This window comes from Microbacterium sp. LS_15, from assembly GCF_041954735.1.
Taxonomy (GTDB): Bacteria; Actinomycetota; Actinomycetes; order Actinomycetales; family Microbacteriaceae; genus Microbacterium.
In genome coordinates, this window is the sequence record NZ_JAVAYD010000004.1 from 219934 (window position 1) to 235487 (window position 15554).

General features: G+C 70.2%; 15 protein-coding genes. 9 read left to right on the top strand and 6 right to left on the bottom strand.

Translation table 11 applies throughout. The features are described 5' to 3' along the window. Positions 1 to 189 precede the first annotated feature (189 nt). The 5 genes from ribD to RAC69_RS08175 are packed head-to-tail and all read left to right on the top strand — an operon-like array spanning position 190 to position 4046. Positions 190 to 1272 (top strand): bifunctional diaminohydroxyphosphoribosylaminopyrimidine deaminase/5-amino-6-(5-phosphoribosylamino)uracil reductase RibD, encoded by a 1083-nt coding sequence (gene ribD / locus RAC69_RS08155; protein WP_375086378.1) that lies wholly within the window; start codon positions 190 to 192, stop codon positions 1270 to 1272. After that, positions 1272 to 1901 (top strand): riboflavin synthase, encoded by a 630-nt coding sequence (locus tag RAC69_RS08160; RefSeq protein ID WP_341935099.1) that lies wholly within the window; start codon positions 1272 to 1274, stop codon positions 1899 to 1901. The genes ribD and RAC69_RS08160 overlap by 1 nt, the downstream gene beginning before the upstream one ends. After that, entirely contained in the window at positions 1898 to 3166 is a 1269-nt protein-coding gene (ribA, locus tag RAC69_RS08165; RefSeq protein ID WP_375086379.1) for a GTP cyclohydrolase II, read from the top strand. The genes RAC69_RS08160 and ribA overlap by 4 nt, the downstream gene beginning before the upstream one ends. Beyond that, positions 3163 to 3639, top strand: a complete 477-nt coding sequence (gene ribH, locus RAC69_RS08170; RefSeq protein WP_375086380.1) for a 6,7-dimethyl-8-ribityllumazine synthase — start codon at positions 3163 to 3165, stop codon at positions 3637 to 3639. Before ribA ends, ribH begins: the two co-directional genes overlap by 4 nt. A 53-nt stretch (positions 3640 to 3692) precedes the next feature. Then, positions 3693 to 4046, top strand: coding sequence for a Fe-S protein (locus RAC69_RS08175; RefSeq protein WP_375086381.1), 354 nt, complete (start codon positions 3693 to 3695; stop codon positions 4044 to 4046). A 93-nt stretch (positions 4047 to 4139) separates the two neighbouring features. Here the strand turns inward: RAC69_RS08175 and RAC69_RS08180 are convergent, their stop codons facing one another. Together RAC69_RS08180 and RAC69_RS08185 are read right to left on the bottom strand one after the other, a co-directional pair. Continuing rightward, positions 4140 to 4634, bottom strand: coding sequence for a GAF domain-containing protein (locus RAC69_RS08180; protein ID WP_375086382.1), 495 nt, complete (start codon positions 4632 to 4634; stop codon positions 4140 to 4142). After that, complete coding sequence (locus tag RAC69_RS08185; protein ID WP_375086383.1) at positions 4631 to 5128, bottom strand: metallophosphoesterase family protein; 498 nt, start codon at positions 5126 to 5128, stop codon at positions 4631 to 4633. The genes RAC69_RS08180 and RAC69_RS08185 overlap by 4 nt, the downstream gene beginning before the upstream one ends. A gap of 141 nt (positions 5129 to 5269) precedes the next feature. Here RAC69_RS08185 and RAC69_RS08190 point away from each other — a divergent pair, with 141 nt between their 5' ends. Continuing rightward, the gene (locus RAC69_RS08190) at positions 5270 to 6730 is read left to right on the top strand and encodes an MFS transporter (RefSeq protein WP_341935105.1); all 1461 of its coding nucleotides are present in this window, start codon (positions 5270 to 5272) and stop codon (positions 6728 to 6730) included. Between the two features lie 67 nt (positions 6731 to 6797). Here RAC69_RS08190 and RAC69_RS08195 read toward each other — a convergent pair whose 3' ends face one another. Further along, positions 6798 to 7829, bottom strand: a complete 1032-nt coding sequence (locus RAC69_RS08195) for a S66 peptidase family protein (protein ID WP_375086384.1) — start codon at positions 7827 to 7829, stop codon at positions 6798 to 6800. Positions 7830 to 7881: 52 nt separating this feature from the next. Then, positions 7882 to 8508, bottom strand: a complete 627-nt coding sequence (locus RAC69_RS08200) for an HAD family hydrolase (RefSeq protein ID WP_375086385.1) — start codon at positions 8506 to 8508, stop codon at positions 7882 to 7884. 108 nt (positions 8509 to 8616) lie between these two features. Between RAC69_RS08200 and RAC69_RS08205 the strand changes: the two genes are divergently transcribed. Together RAC69_RS08205 and RAC69_RS08210 are read left to right on the top strand one after the other, a co-directional pair. Next, positions 8617 to 8823: an AsnC family protein gene (locus RAC69_RS08205; protein WP_375086386.1), complete on the top strand. Its 207-nt coding sequence runs from the start codon at positions 8617 to 8619 to the stop codon at positions 8821 to 8823. Positions 8824 to 8895: 72 nt separating this feature from the next. Further along, complete coding sequence (locus tag RAC69_RS08210) at positions 8896 to 10788, top strand: ABC transporter ATP-binding protein (RefSeq protein ID WP_375086387.1); 1893 nt, start codon at positions 8896 to 8898, stop codon at positions 10786 to 10788. Positions 10789 to 11003: 215 nt separating this feature from the next. Here the strand turns inward: RAC69_RS08210 and RAC69_RS08215 are convergent, their stop codons facing one another. Further along, positions 11004 to 12866 carry a phosphoenolpyruvate carboxykinase (GTP) gene (locus RAC69_RS08215; RefSeq protein WP_375086388.1) on the bottom strand — a complete coding sequence of 621 codons (1863 nt, stop codon included), beginning with the start codon at positions 12864 to 12866 and terminating at the stop codon, positions 11004 to 11006. 110 nt (positions 12867 to 12976) lie between these two features. Here RAC69_RS08215 and RAC69_RS08220 point away from each other — a divergent pair, with 110 nt between their 5' ends. After that, entirely contained in the window at positions 12977 to 14419 is a 1443-nt protein-coding gene (locus tag RAC69_RS08220) for a helix-turn-helix domain-containing protein (RefSeq protein WP_375086389.1), read from the top strand. A gap of 87 nt (positions 14420 to 14506) precedes the next feature. On the opposite strand, the gene RAC69_RS08225 is transcribed toward RAC69_RS08220, so the two are convergent. Then, a partial coding sequence (locus tag RAC69_RS08225) for a winged helix DNA-binding domain-containing protein (protein ID WP_375086390.1) occupies positions 14507 to 15554 on the bottom strand: 1048 nt, incomplete at its 5' end.

Sequence of the window (15554 nt, forward strand, 5' to 3'; positions counted from 1 at the left end):
GAATCCGAACCGGCGGTGACAGTCCGCGAGCGTCTCGATTCGTCGAGGTGCCGATCCGGTGGAAATCCGGAACCGACGGTGATGCGAGGCCCCGCCTCGCTAGTCCGGAAGGGAGGCAGCACGGTGGGCCGCCGCATGCGCGTTCCGCTCTTTCCTCCCTGCGACCCCTGAGTCCAGAGAGGAACACGGATGGCAGTGAACGAGGCGGAACGCCGGGCGATGACCCGCGCGCTCGAGCTCGCGACCCTGGGCCCGCGCGGAGTGAACCCGCAGGTGGGTGCCGTGATCCTCTCCCCCGACGGCGACGTGCTCGCCGAGGGCTGGCATCGAGGAGCCGGCACGCCGCACGCCGAGGTCGACGCGCTGTCGAAGCTCGCGCCGGGCGCTGGCGCCGGCGCGACGGCCGTCGTCACTCTCGAGCCCTGCAACCACACGGGTCGCACGGGCCCGTGCGCTGTCGCGCTGATCGAGGCCGGCGTCGCCAGGGTGGTCTACGCGCTCGACGACCCCGGGGCCGTCTCGGGCGGCGGAGCCGAACGGCTACGGGCGGCGGGCGTGAGCGTCGACTCCGGCGAGCAGCTCGACGCCGCGCACCGGATCATCGACGGCTGGCTCACCGCCCAGCGGCTCGGACGCCCGCACGTCACCGTGAAGTGGGCGCAGAGCCTCGACGGCCGCGCCGCGGCATCCGATGGATCCAGTCAGTGGATCACCGGCCCGGAGGCACGCGCCGACGTGCACCGACGTCGCGCCGGGGCCGACGCCATCGTCGTCGGCACCGGGACTCTGCTCGCCGACGACCCGTCGTTGACCGCTCGCGACGGCGACGACCTGTACCCGACGCAGCCCATCCCGGTCGTGATCGGGTCGCGTCCGGTACCCGCCGATGCGGCCGTCCGCCGGCATCCGCACACTCCCCTCGCCTACGACACGCACGATCTGCATGCCGTGCTCGCCGATCTGCAGGCGCGCGGCGTCCAGAGCGTGTTCGTCGAGGGCGGCCCCACCCTGGCCAGCGCGTTCGTGGCCGCGGGCCTCGCCGACCGCGTGCTCGCCTACGTCGCGCCGGTGCTGCTCGGCGGCGACCGGCTCGCGCTCATCGACATCGGCGTCGCCTCGATCGGCGAGGCGCGTCGCCTGACCGTCGACGAGTGGTTGCCGCTCGGCGCCGACCTGCTCGCGATCGCCCGCCCTGCCGTCGGCGGCGAACCGGCGCCACACGGGCGTCAGACTGCACACGGACCAGACATCTCGCACGAAGGAGCACGCTGATGTTCACGGGAATCATCGAGGAGATCGGCGAGATCACCGCCATCGAGCCCTCCGGCGACGGGTGGCGGCTCACCGTCCGCGCCCCGAAGGCAGCGGCGGATGCCGTGCACGGCGAGTCCATCGCGGTCTCCGGCGTGTGCCTCACCGTCGTCGGGTCGACGCCCGAGTCCTTCGACGCCGATGTCATGAAGCAGACCCTCGACGTCGCGGCGCTGGGCACGGCATCCGTCGGCACGCGCGTCAACATCGAGAAGGCCATGCCGGTCGGGGCCCGCCTCGGCGGCCACATCGTCCAGGGTCATGTCGACGGCACCGGCGCCGTGATCGACGTCCGCCCCGGCCAGGAGTGGAGCGTCCTGCGCATCTCGCTCCCCGCCGACCTCGCTCCCCTCGTCGTCGACAAGGGATCGATCTCGGTCGACGGCACATCGCTCACCGTCAGCGCGGTCAGCGCGCCCGATGCCGTCGAGGCCTGGTTCGAGGTGTCCCTCATCCCGGAGACGCTCGCCGCCACCACCCTCGGCACGCGCGCGGTCGGCGACCGCGTCAACCTCGAGACCGACATCCTCGCCCGGCACGTCGAGCGCCTGCTCGCGTTCCGGGCCGCAGCGGAAGGAGGCTCGCGATGAGCCTGTCCACCATCCCCGAGGCGCTGGACGCGCTGCGCGCGGGGCGTCCCGTCCTCGTCGCCGACGACGAGAACCGCGAGAACGAGGGCGACGTCGTGCTGTCGGCGCAGCTCGCGACCCCGGAATGGGTCGCCTGGACCGTGCGCTGGTCGTCGGGCTTCATCTGCGCCCCGATGCCGGCCGACCTCGCCGACTCGCTGAACCTGCCGCCCATGGTGGCCGCGAGCGAGGACGCCCGCTCGACCGCGTACACGGTCAGCGTGGATGCCGCCGAGGGCGTGACCACCGGCATCAGCGCCCACGATCGCGCGCACACGCTCACCGTGCTGGCGAACCCCGAGTCGACGGCCACGAGCATCATCCGCCCCGGTCACGTGCTCCCGCTGCGCGCGGTCGACGGCGGCGTGCGCGAACGCAACGGCCACACCGAGGCCGCGGTCGAGCTCATGAAGCTCGCGGGCCTGCACCCCGTCGGCGCGATCGCCGAGGTCGTGGCCGAGGACGGCAGCATGATGCGCCTTCCCGGTCTGCTGGAGCTGGGCGAGCGCGACGGCGTGCCCGTCATCACGATCGAGCAGCTCATCGCCCACCTGAACGAGACGGATCCCGCCGGCGCCGCCCCCGGCGTCGGGAGTCGTCGGGTGAGCCTCCGCGCCGACGCGACCGTGCCCACCACGCACGGAGTGTTCCGCTTCCTCGCCTACAAGGACCGCGTCACCGGCACCGATCACATCGCCGTCGTCTCGGGGGAGGTCGGCGAGACCGCGCTCGTGCGCGTGCACTCGGAGTGCCTGACCGGCGAGGCGTTCGGATCACTGAAGTGCGAGTGCGGACCCCAGCTGGACGCGGCGCTCGACGCGATCGAGCAGGACGGCGGGGTGGTGATCTACATGCGCGGCCACGAGGGGCGCGGCATCGGACTCATCAACAAGCTGCGCGCCTACAGCCTGCAGGAGGAGGGACTCGACACGGTCGACGCCAACCTCGCGCTCGGCCTGCCCGCTGACGCCCGCGACTACGCCGCGGCAGCCGGCATCCTGTCGGACCTCGGAGTGTCGAAGGTGCGCCTGCTGACCAACAACACCGACAAGGTGAACCAGCTGCGCAGCCTCGGCCTCGACGTCGTCGAGCAGGTTCCGCTGATCGTCGGCGTCGGGCCGAACAACCACCAGTACCTCGAGACCAAGCGTGACCGCATGGGTCACATCATCGGAGAGGCGGAGCTCGCACAGGCTCTCGCCGACGGAAAGAAGGACGACGCATGAGCGGCGCAGGAGCAGCACCCCGCACGGAGAAGATCGACGGATCGGGCCTCGACGTCGTCGTGATCGCCGGCACGTGGCATGAGGTCATCACGAACGGGCTCATCGCCGGCGCGCAGCGCGTGCTCGACGGATCCGGCGCCTCTTACCGCGTGGTGCGCGTTCCGGGATCGTTCGAGCTCGCCGTCGCAGCGCAGGCCGCGTTCGCCGGCGGAGCGGACGCGGTGGTGGCGCTCGGCGTGATCATCCGCGGCGGCACCCCGCACTTCGAGTACGTGTCGGCGGCCACGACCGACGGCCTCACCCGGGTCTCCCTCGATGCGGGCAAGCCGGTCGGCTTCGGCGTGCTGACGCTCGACGACGAGAAGCAGGGCCTCGACCGCGCGGGCCTCGAAGGCTCGCACGAAGACAAGGGTGCGGAGGCGGCGGATGCCGCGCTGCGCACGGCGCTCGTGGTCAAGGAGCTCCGCGGCTGAGGTGAGGCGGACCTTGCTGGCGGGATATCGGCAGCGATCACTAGCGTGAGGGCATGGAGACCCTGCGCCACATCGTTCTCTTCGTCCACCTGATCGGCTTCGCCGTTCTCTTCGGAGCATGGGCGGTGCAGGCATTCGGCGGCAAGCGCGAGTTCACGCGCCTCATGAGCATCGGCATGACGATCGCCGCCGTCGCCGGTCTCGCCCTGGCCGCGCCGTGGGGCATCGAGTACGACTTGAACTACGTCAAGATCGGGGTCAAGCTCGTGATACTGCTCGTGATAGGGGCACTGCTCGGCATCGGGACGGCTCGGCAGAAACGCGGCGCCGGCGTCCCCGCCGCGATGTTCTGGCTCGTCGGCATCCTGACCGCGGCGAACGCGGCCATCGCCGTGATCTGGCGCTGAGGCCTCCGGGGATCGTCAGCGCGTTTCGTCTCGCTGCGCTCGCTCAACGACCCGCGTGAGGGGTCCGCTCAACGACCCGCGTGAGGGGTCCGCTCAACGACCCGCGGCGGCGTCCCAGATCGCCTGCGTCGGGGCGCTGACGCTCGCGGCGCGGATCCGCTGCCAGTTGCGACCGCCTCGGCCGAACGTCGCCTTCACGTCCGCCGGCACCACCGCGTCGGCGATGGGCTCCGCGAGCCAGTCGCACGCGCGGACGTGCACGAGGTCGACGGCATCGGCCTCGTCGTCGGTGTCGTACGCCCAGGGCCCGTCGAGGCGGCCGAGGTAGGTCAGCCCGTCGACGTCCCTCGTCCAGACGAAGGAGCCGATCGGCGCCTTCGCGAACCTCTCGATGCGCCAGGCGAGGCGGATGCCGGACTGTGCATCCGCCTTCGCGAGCGCATCCTCCAGAGAACGGGGCGCCGGATGCAGTCTCCCACCGATGCCGCAGAGGCCGAGGGTCAGCGCGCGCTCCGGCCCCGCCCCGTCCGGCACGGAGTCGTCGCGCGATCGCATGGGCGCGCGGTACACGAGCATCTCCTCACTCATGCGACCGGCACCAGACTCGCGTCGATCGCCGCACCGTCGATCGTGACGGTCATCATGGTGCACACCGGCTGACGGCGACGGTCGGTGGGCGAGCCGGGATTGAGCAGCCGCATCCCGGCTGGCGAGACGGTGTCCCACGGGATGTGGGAGTGGCCGAAGATCAGCAGGTCGATGCCGGGGAACGCCTCGTCCATGCGCTGTTCGCGGCGCGCGGCCTGACCGGTCTCATGGATCATCGCGACGCGCACGTCCTCGACCTCGAACTCGGCGATCTCGGGGAGTCGCTCGCGCAGTTCGGTGCCGTCGTTGTTCCCGTACACGCCGTGGAATTCGCGCGACCGCGCCTCGATCAGGTCGAGGGTCGCGAGGTCGACCCAGTCGCCGGCGTGCGCGACGACGTCGGCGTCGTCGATCGCCCGCAGCACGAGGTCGGGCAGACGCCGCGCGCGCTTGGGCACGTGCGTGTCGGCGAGCAGCAGCATCCGGGTGGTCATCGGCATCCTTCCGCGGGGTGTCCTCCCGACTCTACGCAGACGGATGGCCTCGCGAACCGTCATCCGCGCCCAGCGAACTCTCAGGAAGGCGTAGGATCGGCCGGTGCGCTGGTATACCGGCGTACGGATCTAAGGAGCAGCATGAGTACGTCCACCGCCCCCGCGAATCCGCGCTCGCGGGTCATCACCGCCAGTCTCGTCGGCACCACGATCGAGTTCTACGACTTCTACGCGTACGCCACCGCTGCCGTGCTCGTCTTCCCCGTCCTCTTCTTCCCGACGGGCAACGACACCACGTCGCTCCTGTCGTCGTTCGCCGTGTTCGGCGCTGCGATGGTCGCCCGCCCGATCGGCGCCGTCGTGTTCGGGCATTTCGGTGACCGGTTCGGCCGCAAGGCCACGCTCGTGGCGTCGCTGCTCACCATGGGCATCGCGACCTTCGTGATCGGCCTGCTCCCCACGTTCCAGCAGATCGGCTGGTGGGCGGCTCTGCTGCTCCTCATCCTGCGTCTGTTCCAGGGCTTCGCTCTGGGCGGCGAGTGGTCGGGCGCCGCGCTCGTCGCCACCGAGAACGCCCCCGCGGGCAAGCGCGCCTGGTACGGCACCTTCCCGCAGCTGGGCGCTCCACTCGGCTTCATCATCGCGAACTTCCTCTTCCTGGCGATCAACTGGCTGCTCCCGCACGCCGAGAACCCGGCGCTGAAGTCCGAGGCGTTCCTGTCGTGGGGCTGGCGGATCCCGTTCCTGTTCTCGGCCGTCATGGTCATCATCGGCCTGTGGGTGCGTCTCAAGCTCGTCGAGTCCGACACGTTCAAGAAGGCCGAGAAGGTCGGCGCGATCCGCAAGCTGCCGCTCGCGACCGTGTTCCGCCACCACTGGAAGGCGCTGATCCTCGGCACCTTCATCATGCTGGCCACGTACGTGCTGTTCTACCTGATGACGAACTTCACGCTCGCGTACGGCACCAAGCCGGCCTCTCTCGAGACCGCGTCCGCCGCCGCTCAGGCGGCCGCCGAAGCCGCCGGGAAGGACTTCGACGCCTCCGCGTTCGCCGCGCAGTTCTACCCCGGTCTGGGCTTCGGCTACACCGACTTCGTGCTCATGCAGATCGTCGGCGTCGTGTTCTTCGGCATCTTCACCCTGCTGTCGGGTCCGATCGCCGATTCCATCGGACGCCGCAAGCTGCTCCTGTGGGTCACGGGGCTCATCATCGTGTTCGGCCTCACGTTCAACGCGTTCCTGCTGCCGGCGATGGACCCCAAGTTCACCGGCGCCCTGGCGCAGGCCTTCCTCGTGTTCGGGTTCATGCTCATGGGTGCGACTTTCGGTCCGATGGGCGCGCTGCTGCCCGAGCTGTTCCCGACGAACGTCCGCTACACGGGGTCCGCGATCTCGTACAACGTGTCGTCGATCCTCGGCGCTGCGGTCGCACCGCTCATCGCCGTGTGGCTGTGGGAGCTCGGCGACGGCGCGCCCTGGCTCGTGGGACTGTACCTCTCGGTCATGGGCGTGCTGACATTCATCGCGCTCTTCCTGTCGAAGGAGACCAAGGACACCGACTACGAGTCCGATCTCGGGGTGGCTGCCGCCGTCGAACTCTGACCCCGCAGTTTCCGAGAACGGCCGCATCCCGCACGGGGTGCGGCCGTTCCGCATCTGCCGCCACCCGTCAAAAGGAGCCGGTGACCGTGCGCGCTCGCGCGTCGAGAGCCATCATGCCGCCGTAGGGCACGATCCACTGCGGGCGCGTGTGCCCGAACGGCACGCCGACGCAGATGACCGCGTTCGGGTTGTACCGCGACACCGTCTCGATCACGATGTCACGCTGAGCGGCCCGGAGGGCGTCCGCCTCCTCGGGAGAGGGGTGCACGTCGAAGTCGCTCACTGGCGGGCGCGCCACGACGACACCGGCGACCGCATCGAGGACGCCCCGCTCGCCGAGCCCGCGCACCCAACGGCCCACCCAGCTCGCGGCGGGGCGCTCCTCGCTCGTCTCGAGCAGCAGGATGCCGTCGCGCAGCTCCTCCACTGCGGGAAGACGGTCGGCGAACGCGAGCTGGTCGAGGACTTCGAGACAGCCGCCCCACGTGCGTCCTTCGACGCGTGTGGACGGTCCCGCCCACACCCACTCCTCGGTCGGCACGCGTTCGCCGTACTCGTGCAGCGCCCGGGGATCGACCCAGCGGCGTCCGACGTCCTCGGACTCGCCCGGCTCGGAGAGCGCGAGGTCGCCGCCCTCGAGCAGCGCCGCACGGAGCGAACGCAGGTGCACGTCGTCGACCGCCGGGCCGGGACCGAGGTGCACCGCGGTGGACCCTCCGTAATATCCGCGGATGCCGAGACGCCACAGCCAGTTGAGGATGTTGGTGTTGTCGCTGTAGCCGAGGAACGGTTTCGGATCGGCGAGCGCGAGCGTCTCGTCGAGATGCGGAACGACGAGGATCTGGTCATCGCCTCCGATGGTCGCGACGATGGCGCGGATGCCAGGATCCGCGAATGCGGCGTTGACGTCGGCGGCACGCGCCTCGGGACTCGCTCCGAGCTGTCGCGTCGTCGGGAACTCGACCGGCACGAGTCCGGTGAGGTCTTCGAGCCGGCGGAGGGCCTGTGCGTGCAACTCCGGCGCGACGGCCGGCGCGGCGAACGCGGGCGAGAGGATGGCGACCTTGTCGCCCGGCACAGGTCGGGGTGTCGACAGCATCTGCTCAGTCTGTCAAGGCGCCCCATCGTGCGACGAGTGACGCGCGCAGACATCAGCTATCGACGAGAAAGCGTTCGATCGCGGCGATCGTCGAGGTGTTGTTCCGGTGCAGGACACCGCGGATGCCGACGGCGGCCGCTCCGTCGATCGCGAGCTCGTGGTCGTCGATGAAGAGCACGTCGTCGGGTCCGGCGCCGAGCGCCTCCAGCGTGCGGAGGTAGGCGTCTGGCTCGGGCTTGGCGACGCCGAGCTCATGGCTGTAGCAGATGGGGTCAAAGATCGCGGCGAATCCGAAGCGCCGCTCCTCCTCTTCGCGCGCACCGTCGGCCGAGTTCGAGAGGATCGCCGTCCGCGCCCTGCCGCGCAGCGAGCGCGCGTACTCGATCAGCTCGTGGTTGCCGGTGCCGCAGTACGCGTCCCAGAAGTCCGCGCGGATCGCCGCACGCTGCGCGTCATCGAGTTCGAGCCCCGCGGCGAGTCCCGCCCAGAACGCTCCCTCGGTACCGACCGTGAGGTCGATACGGGGCAAGTCCGCGGCATCGATGCGCGCGTCCAGTTCGTCCTGCGCGAGCCCGCTGACGGCGCGCACGCGCTCCCACCACTGCTCCTGCCAGGTGTCGTCGTCGACGACCTCGAGCACTCCGCCGATGTCGAACAGGATCCACGGCTTCTCCGGCATCCGCACACCCTATGCGAATCGGCTGTGGGACCTCCTGCGTCAATTTCTGTTGACATGCGCGGCGTCGTCAACAAGGATTGACGATATCCATCACGCAGGAGGTGTCCCATGACCCTGAAGACCGCACACGCGCTCGAGGACCGCGGCGAGCCGATCGCCGAGCTCCACCGCCTCGCCGGCCTGCGCACCGAGATCGCCCGCGCCGAGGAGGCCGAGGTGCGCCGTGCGCGCAACCTCGGCTACTCCTGGCAGGCGATCGCCGGCGCACTCGGCGTCAGCAAGCAGGCCGCCCACCGGCGCTTCGGCACCCGCTGACGCACAGCTCACCCACAGAATCCCGGCACGCACGAAGTACGGTCGGAGTATCCCTTCAGAACGAGGTCACGCATGTCCAGCACGGCGACGTCACGCCGACGCGGACGGGGCGCATCGCAGGACGGTCCGCGCGCCACCTTCCGCCAACTCCTCCCCTTCCTCTTCGAACACAAGCGCACGCTCATCGTCGTCGCGATCCTCAGCGTGTTCGGCGCAGCGACGTCGCTCGTGCAGCCCCTGCTCGTGGGCCAGGTCATCGAGGCCGTGCAGTCCGAAAGAGGCATCGGCATCCTCGTCTGGCTCCTGATCGGCTTCGTGATCGTGTCGTCGGTCATCTCCGGATATCAGCACTACCTCCTGCAGCGCACCGGAACGGCGGTCGTGTACTCGAGCCGTCGCAAGCTCATCGCCCGCATCCTGCACCTCCCCGTGAGCGAGTTCGACGCCCGCCGCACGGGCGACCTCGTCTCGCGCGTCGGCACCGACACGACCCTGCTGTACGCCGTGCTCACGCAGGGGCTCGCGGATGCCGTCGGCAGCGCGATCCTGTTCCTCGGCGCACTCATCGCGATGCTGCTGATCGACCCCGTCCTGCTGCTGCTCATCGTGATCGTCATCGGCGCGTCGGTCGCCGTGGTCACCGCGTTGAGCGGTCGCATCCGCACGGCGTCCACCGCCCAGCAGGAGAAGGTGGGCGAGCTCGCCTCGGGTGTCGAGCGCGCGGTCGGCTCGATCCGCACCGTGCGCGCGTCGGGCGCGACGGAGCGCGAGACGGAGTCGGTCTCGACGCTCGCGTCGGAGGCGTACGGGATCGGTGTGCGGATCGCGAAGATCTCGTCGCTGGTCGTGCCGATCGCCGGAGTCGCGCTGCAGGTCTCGCTGCTGGTCGTGCTCGGCGTCGGCGGGTTCCGCGTCGCAGACGGCACGATCACCATCGCCTCGCTCATCACGTTCATCATGTTCCTGTTCATGCTCGTGATGCCCCTCGCGACGACGTTCGGCGCGATCACCTCGGTGAACCAGGCGCTGGGCGCGCTCGGACGCATCCAGGAGATCCTCAATCTCCCGACGGAGACGCAGCGGGATGCCGAGATCGCCGCCGCCGTGGCGCGCGACGAGGCCGACCCCGGCGCGCCCGCGATCGAGTTCCGCGACGTGCGGTTCCAGTACCCCGAGAACGTCGTCGCGGCGCGGGCGGCCGCCGAGAGGGAGGCCCGCACGCTCCTCGCCGACGCGCACCTCGACCCGAGCGAGGATGCGGCGGACGCAGCCGACGACGCCGACCGCGAGGTCCTTCGCGGCGTCTCCTTCGCTGTGCCGCAGGGCGCGCGCGTCGCGCTCGTCGGCCCGAGCGGCGCCGGCAAGAGCACGATCCTCTCGCTCATCGAGCGCTTCTACGACCCCACCGGCGGCTCCATCCGCGTGCAGGGCCACGATGCGCGCACCTACCCGCGCGACGAGCTGCGCGCCCAGTTCGGCTACGTCGAGCAGGACGCCCCGACCCTCGCGGGCACGCTCGCCGACAACCTGCGACTCGCCTCTCCCGACGCCTCGGATGCCGCGTGCGAGCAGGTGCTGCGGGCCGTGAACCTCGGCGACGTGCTCGAGCGCAGCCCGCTGGGACTGCAGGCGCCGGTCGGCGAGGACGGCGTGATGCTGTCGGGCGGCGAGCGTCAGCGGCTCGCGATCGCCAGGGCACTGCTGACCGACGCGCCGATCCTGCTGCTCGACGAATCGACGTCGTCGCTCGACGGCGTCAACGAGCAGCGCATGCGCGAGGCCATCGACGCCGTGTCGACCGACCGCACGCTCATCGTGATCGCCCACCGCCTCTCGACCGTCGTCGACAGCGACCTCATCGTCGTCCTGCAGGACGGCGTGGTCGTCGGGCAGGGCACGCACTCCGAGCTCGTCGAGTCGACCCCGCTGTATCGGGATCTCGCGCGGCACCAGCTGCTGGCGTAGGTTCTGCAGGGTACGACGCGTTTCCTCTCGCGGAGACCCGCACTGAGCGAGCGGAGCGAGTCGAAGTGTCGCTCAACGACCGAGTGCAACGCGAGGGCGGGATGCCGGAGACCACTCAGCCATGGGTTCGTCTCTGACTTCCCGCCCTCGCGGGTCTGGGGTCCTCCTGGGGGAGGTATGTGGGGCGCCGGCTCCCCCGAACCGGCGCCCGGCTCTCACGCCTTGTCGAGGCGGTAGCGCAGCGAGGCGAGCTCGGCGCGCAGCGCGGCGGGCACCCTGTCTCCGAAGGTGTCGTAGAACTCCTCGGTGAGGTCGGCCTCGGTCTTCCACGCCTGCGAGTCGACCGAGAACAGCTCGTCGAGGTCGGCCTCGGGCACGTCGATCCCGTCGAGGTTCAGGTCCGACACGATCGGCAGACGACCGATGGGGCTGTCGACGGCGGCGACGTCTCCCGAGATACGACGGATGATCCAGTCGACGACGCGCGAGTTTTCGCCGAATCCGGGCCACAGGAACCGGCCGTCGGCACCGCGGCGGAACCAGTTCACCTGGAAGATGCGCGGTGCGCGGTCGAAGCGCAGCGAGCGACCGACCTTGAGCCAGTGACCGAAGTAGTCGGCCATGTTGTATCCGCAGAACGGGAGCATCGCGAACGGGTCGCGGCGCAGCTCGCCGACGGTGCCCTCGGCGGCGGCGGTGCGCTCCGACGAGATGTTCGATCCGAGGAAGACGCCGTGGGTCCAGTCGGTGGCCTCGACCACGAGCGGCACGTTGCTCGCGCGACGGCCCCCGAAGAGGATGACGTCGAGCGGAACGGCTTCCTCCCAGTCCTCCGAGATCTGCGGGCACTGCGCTGCGGAGACCGTGAAGCGGGAGTTGGGGTGCGCGGCGGGGCGTCCGGAGTCGGGCGTCCAGGGGTTGCCCTCCCAGTCGATGAGGTCGGCCGGCGCGTTATCGGTCAGCCCCTCCCACCAGACGTCGCCGTCGGGCCGCAGCGCCACGTTCGTGAAGATCGTGTTGCCCCACAGCGTCTCGACCGCGGTGACATTGGTCGACTCGCCGGTGCCCGGCGCGACGCCGAAGAAGCCGGCCTCGGGGTTGATCGCCCAGAGGCGTCCGTCCTCGCCGGGGCGGATCCACGCGATGTCGTCGCCGAGGGTCTCCACGCGCCAACCGGGGATCGTCGGACGCAGCATCGCGAGGTTCGTCTTGCCGCACGCCGAGGGGAACGCCGCGGCGACGTGGTACGCCGTGCCGCTCGGATCGATGACGCGGATGAGCAGCATGTGCTCGGCGAGCCAGCCCTCGTCGCGGGCGATGACCGACGCGATGCGCAGCGCGAAGCACTTCTTCGCGAGGATCGCGTTGCCGCCGTACCCCGAGCCGAACGAGTAGACCTCGAGCGTCTCGGGGAAGTGAACGATGTACTTGTCGTCGTTGCACGGCCACTCGACGTCCGGCTCGCCCGCTGCGAGCGGCGCACCGACCGAGTGCACCGTCTTGACCCAGGGAGCGCCGTCGGCGATCCGACGGGTGACGGCGTCTCCGACGCGCGTCATGATGCCGATGGATGCGACGGCGTAGGCGCTGTCGGTGACCTGGACGCCGATGTGCGACAGGGGTCCGCCGACCGGGCCCATCGAGAACGGCACGACGAACATCGTGCGGCCGCGCATCGACCCCTCGAAGATCTCCGTCATCTTCTCGCGCATCTGCGACGGGTCGGCCCAGTTGTTCGTGGGGCCCGCGTCCTCTTCGCGCTCGGACGCGATGAAGGTGCGCCCCTCGGTGCGCGCGACGTCGCTGGGGTGCGAGCGGGCGAGGTACGAGCCAGGACGCCATTCGGGGTTGAGCTTGATGAGCTTGCCCTCGCTGACCAGGCCGCGCAGCAGCCAGTCGTTCTCAGCGCGGGAGCCGTCGACCCAGTGGATCGAGTCGGGCTGGGTCAGCGCCGCGATCTCGTCGACCCAGGCCGCCAGCTCCGCCATCGCCGGGGTGTCATAGGTCGGCGCCGCACCGAACGTGCGCACGGGTGCGACGGATGCTGCACGAGGGGTGAAGACTTCGGCGATCGCCATGACTGCTCTCCTTTGAAGTGGGGCCGTTGCATCCATCTTCTTGGGGGTTCAACGCCACTTTTCGCCAAAACAGGTGATAAGAATCGCGCTTCTTTCGCTAGGATCAAGGAATGGCACCCTCCGGCATCCATCTGGCGACCCTCGGCCACCGCATCCGCCACCACCGTCTCGCGAACGGCTACACGCTCGACGAGCTCGGCGCGCTGGTCGGCGTCGCCGGCTCGCAGCTGAGCCTCATCGAGAACGGCAAGCGCGAACCGAAGCTGTCCCTGCTGCAGGCGCTCGCGCAGGCGACGGGCACCGAGGTGACCGACCTCATCTCGGGGGAGCCGCCGAACCGCCGCGCCGCTCTGGAGATCGAGCTGGAACGCGCGCAGGAGAGTCCGGTGTTCCGGCAGCTCGGCGTCGCGCCGGTGCGTGTGACCAAAAGCATGAGCGACGAGACGATCGAATCGGTGCTCGGTCTGCACCGCGAACTCCAGCGCCGAGAGCGCGAGGCCATCGCGACTCCCGAGGAGGCCAGGCGCGCCAACACCGAGCTGCGTCTGCGCATGCGCGCTCAGCACAACTACCTCGGCGACATCGACAAGCTCGCGGAGAAGCAGCTCCGCTCGGCCGGGCACGTGCAGGGGGCGCTCACGCACCGCACGGTGAGCATCATGGCCGAGAAGCTCGGCTTCGAGCTCATCTACGTGAACGACCTCCCCCACTCGACCCGGTCGGTGACCGATCTCGAGAACGGTCGGATCTACCTGCCGCCGGCGTCGATCCCCGGCGGTCACGGCCTGCGCTCGATGGCGCTGCAGGCGATGGCGCACCGCCTGCTCGGCCACACCCCGCCGACCGACTACGCCGACTTCCTGCAGCAGCGGCTGGAGATCAACTACTTCGCCGCGTCGTGCCTGATGCCGGAGACCGCGGCGGTGGCCTTCCTGCAGCAGGCCAAGAAGGACCGCAACCTCGCGGTCGAGGACTTCCGCGACGCATTCGGTGTGACGCACGAGGCGGCAGGGATGCGGATGACGAACCTCATGACGCAGCACCTCGGCATGTCGCTGCACTTCCTGCGGGTCGACGCGACGGGCGCCATCACCCGCGTGTACGAGAACGACGGCCTGCCGCTGCCGATGGACGTGACCGGCGCGGTCGAGGGGCAGCGGGTGTGCCGCAAGTTCCAGGCGCGGAGCGCGTTCACCCAGCAGAACCGCACCACGGAGCACCACCAGTACACCGACACGCCGTCCGGCACGTTCTGGTGTTCGACCCAGACCGGGTCGTCGACCGACGGCGAGTTCTCGGTGACGGTCGGCGTGCCGTTCGACGACGCCCGGTGGTGGCGTGGACGTGAGACCTCCGACCGCGCCGTGTCGAGCTGCCCGGACGAGGCGTGCTGCCGGCGCCCTCCGGCCGACCTGGCCGAGCGCTGGAACGGCAAGGCGTGGCCCAGCGCCCGCGTGCACACCCACATGTTCTCGCCGCTCCCCCGCGGCGCGTTCCCCGGCGTGGACGACAACGAGGTGTACAGCTTCCTGGGGCGGCACGCGAGCGAGTGACGGGTCCCCCTTCGGCGAGCAGCTCCGGTACTCGTTCCTCGGGCGGCACGCGAGCGAGTGACGGGTCCCCCTCTCCCCCTCCGGGAATCAGTCCAGGAACCTCGTGAATCGGGCGAGCGCGGCGCGCACGGCATCCTCGTCCACATGCTCCCGCCCCGGATGGTCGAAGAGCTCGGGCGGGGCGCCGAGGGATGCCGCGGCGTGCGTCCAGCATCCGATCACCCTCCCGTCGGAGACGAGGGTGGCTCGCACCATGCCGTTCTTGCCGGGGCCCACGGCCGCGAGGTGCTCCGGGGCGCACACCGCTGTGCGGTCGGCGTAGGAGATGTAGTACTCGTCGAACGCGCCGAGCGCGAAGACGGATGCCGTGTCCGACGCGCGCCGCGGTCGCTCGGTCGCGGAGAACACGCCGTCTTCGACCTCGGTGATCCGGCCGTCCGCGCGCTCCCGAGCCTGTCGTGACTGCCCGAGGGTGAGCCCGGACCACCACGCGAAATCCGCGACCGTCGCCGGTCCGTGCCCGGTGATGTAGCGGACGAACAGCTCGGCGAGGGGATCGTCCGGTCGGGCGTGCTCGCGGATGTGACCGTCGACGAGCACGAACCGCTGCTCGCGCGAGATGCCGTCTCGTGCGACGACCGGCCCCTGGCAGAGGAGACCGGTCAGGGTCAGCTCGCTCAGCAGGTGGATGCCGCGCTGCCCGCTGGGGTCGACCCCGACGCCGGCGAACACCTCGAACATCTCGGATCTCGTGAGCCCGCCATCGCGCAGCCTCGGCACGACGGAGTCCGTGACGGCGTTGATCATGGCGTCGTCGATGCCGAGATCGCGGCGGCGCCCCGCCGCCTGTCGGCGCTGCCGCTCCGCCGTGACCGACAGCACCCAGCCGAGGTCGCGCGCGGGGATGGTGTGCAGGGTGCCGCGCATGGTCCACGCGCGCACGAGGTCACCGCGGTCGAAAGCCCGGTCGACCGCGGCGAGGGTCGGTTCCCCGCGAGTGCGGCAGGCGAGCGCCCAGCGTCCCGCCGTGAAGTCCTGGCTCTGCACGGCCAGCATGTGCGCGGCTGCGTCCGTCACGGTGCGCGCCGGGGCCGACAGTCGGTGCGAACGGAGGCGCTCCGCCCGCAGGGTCGCG

What these genes read in the sequence shown, in the direction of transcription:
- ribD (WP_375086378.1), top strand. Translation starts at nt 190, where the DNA reads ATGGCAGTGAACGAGGCGGAACGCCGGGCGATGACCCGCGCGCTCGAG.
- RAC69_RS08160 (WP_341935099.1), top strand. Translation starts at nt 1,272, where the DNA reads ATGTTCACGGGAATCATCGAGGAGATCGGCGAGATCACCGCCATCGAG.
- ribA (WP_375086379.1), top strand. Translation starts at nt 1,898, where the DNA reads ATGAGCCTGTCCACCATCCCCGAGGCGCTGGACGCGCTGCGCGCGGGG.
- ribH (WP_375086380.1), top strand. Translation starts at nt 3,163, where the DNA reads ATGAGCGGCGCAGGAGCAGCACCCCGCACGGAGAAGATCGACGGATCG.
- RAC69_RS08175 (WP_375086381.1), top strand. Translation starts at nt 3,693, where the DNA reads ATGGAGACCCTGCGCCACATCGTTCTCTTCGTCCACCTGATCGGCTTC.
- RAC69_RS08180 (WP_375086382.1), bottom strand. Translation starts at nt 4,634, where the DNA reads ATGAGTGAGGAGATGCTCGTGTACCGCGCGCCCATGCGATCGCGCGAC.
- RAC69_RS08185 (WP_375086383.1), bottom strand. Translation starts at nt 5,128, where the DNA reads ATGACCACCCGGATGCTGCTGCTCGCCGACACGCACGTGCCCAAGCGC.
- RAC69_RS08190 (WP_341935105.1), top strand. Translation starts at nt 5,270, where the DNA reads ATGAGTACGTCCACCGCCCCCGCGAATCCGCGCTCGCGGGTCATCACC.
- RAC69_RS08195 (WP_375086384.1), bottom strand. Translation starts at nt 7,829, where the DNA reads ATGCTGTCGACACCCCGACCTGTGCCGGGCGACAAGGTCGCCATCCTC.
- RAC69_RS08200 (WP_375086385.1), bottom strand. Translation starts at nt 8,508, where the DNA reads ATGCCGGAGAAGCCGTGGATCCTGTTCGACATCGGCGGAGTGCTCGAG.
- RAC69_RS08205 (WP_375086386.1), top strand. Translation starts at nt 8,617, where the DNA reads ATGACCCTGAAGACCGCACACGCGCTCGAGGACCGCGGCGAGCCGATC.
- RAC69_RS08210 (WP_375086387.1), top strand. Translation starts at nt 8,896, where the DNA reads ATGTCCAGCACGGCGACGTCACGCCGACGCGGACGGGGCGCATCGCAG.
- RAC69_RS08215 (WP_375086388.1), bottom strand. Translation starts at nt 12,866, where the DNA reads ATGGCGATCGCCGAAGTCTTCACCCCTCGTGCAGCATCCGTCGCACCC.
- RAC69_RS08220 (WP_375086389.1), top strand. Translation starts at nt 12,977, where the DNA reads ATGGCACCCTCCGGCATCCATCTGGCGACCCTCGGCCACCGCATCCGC.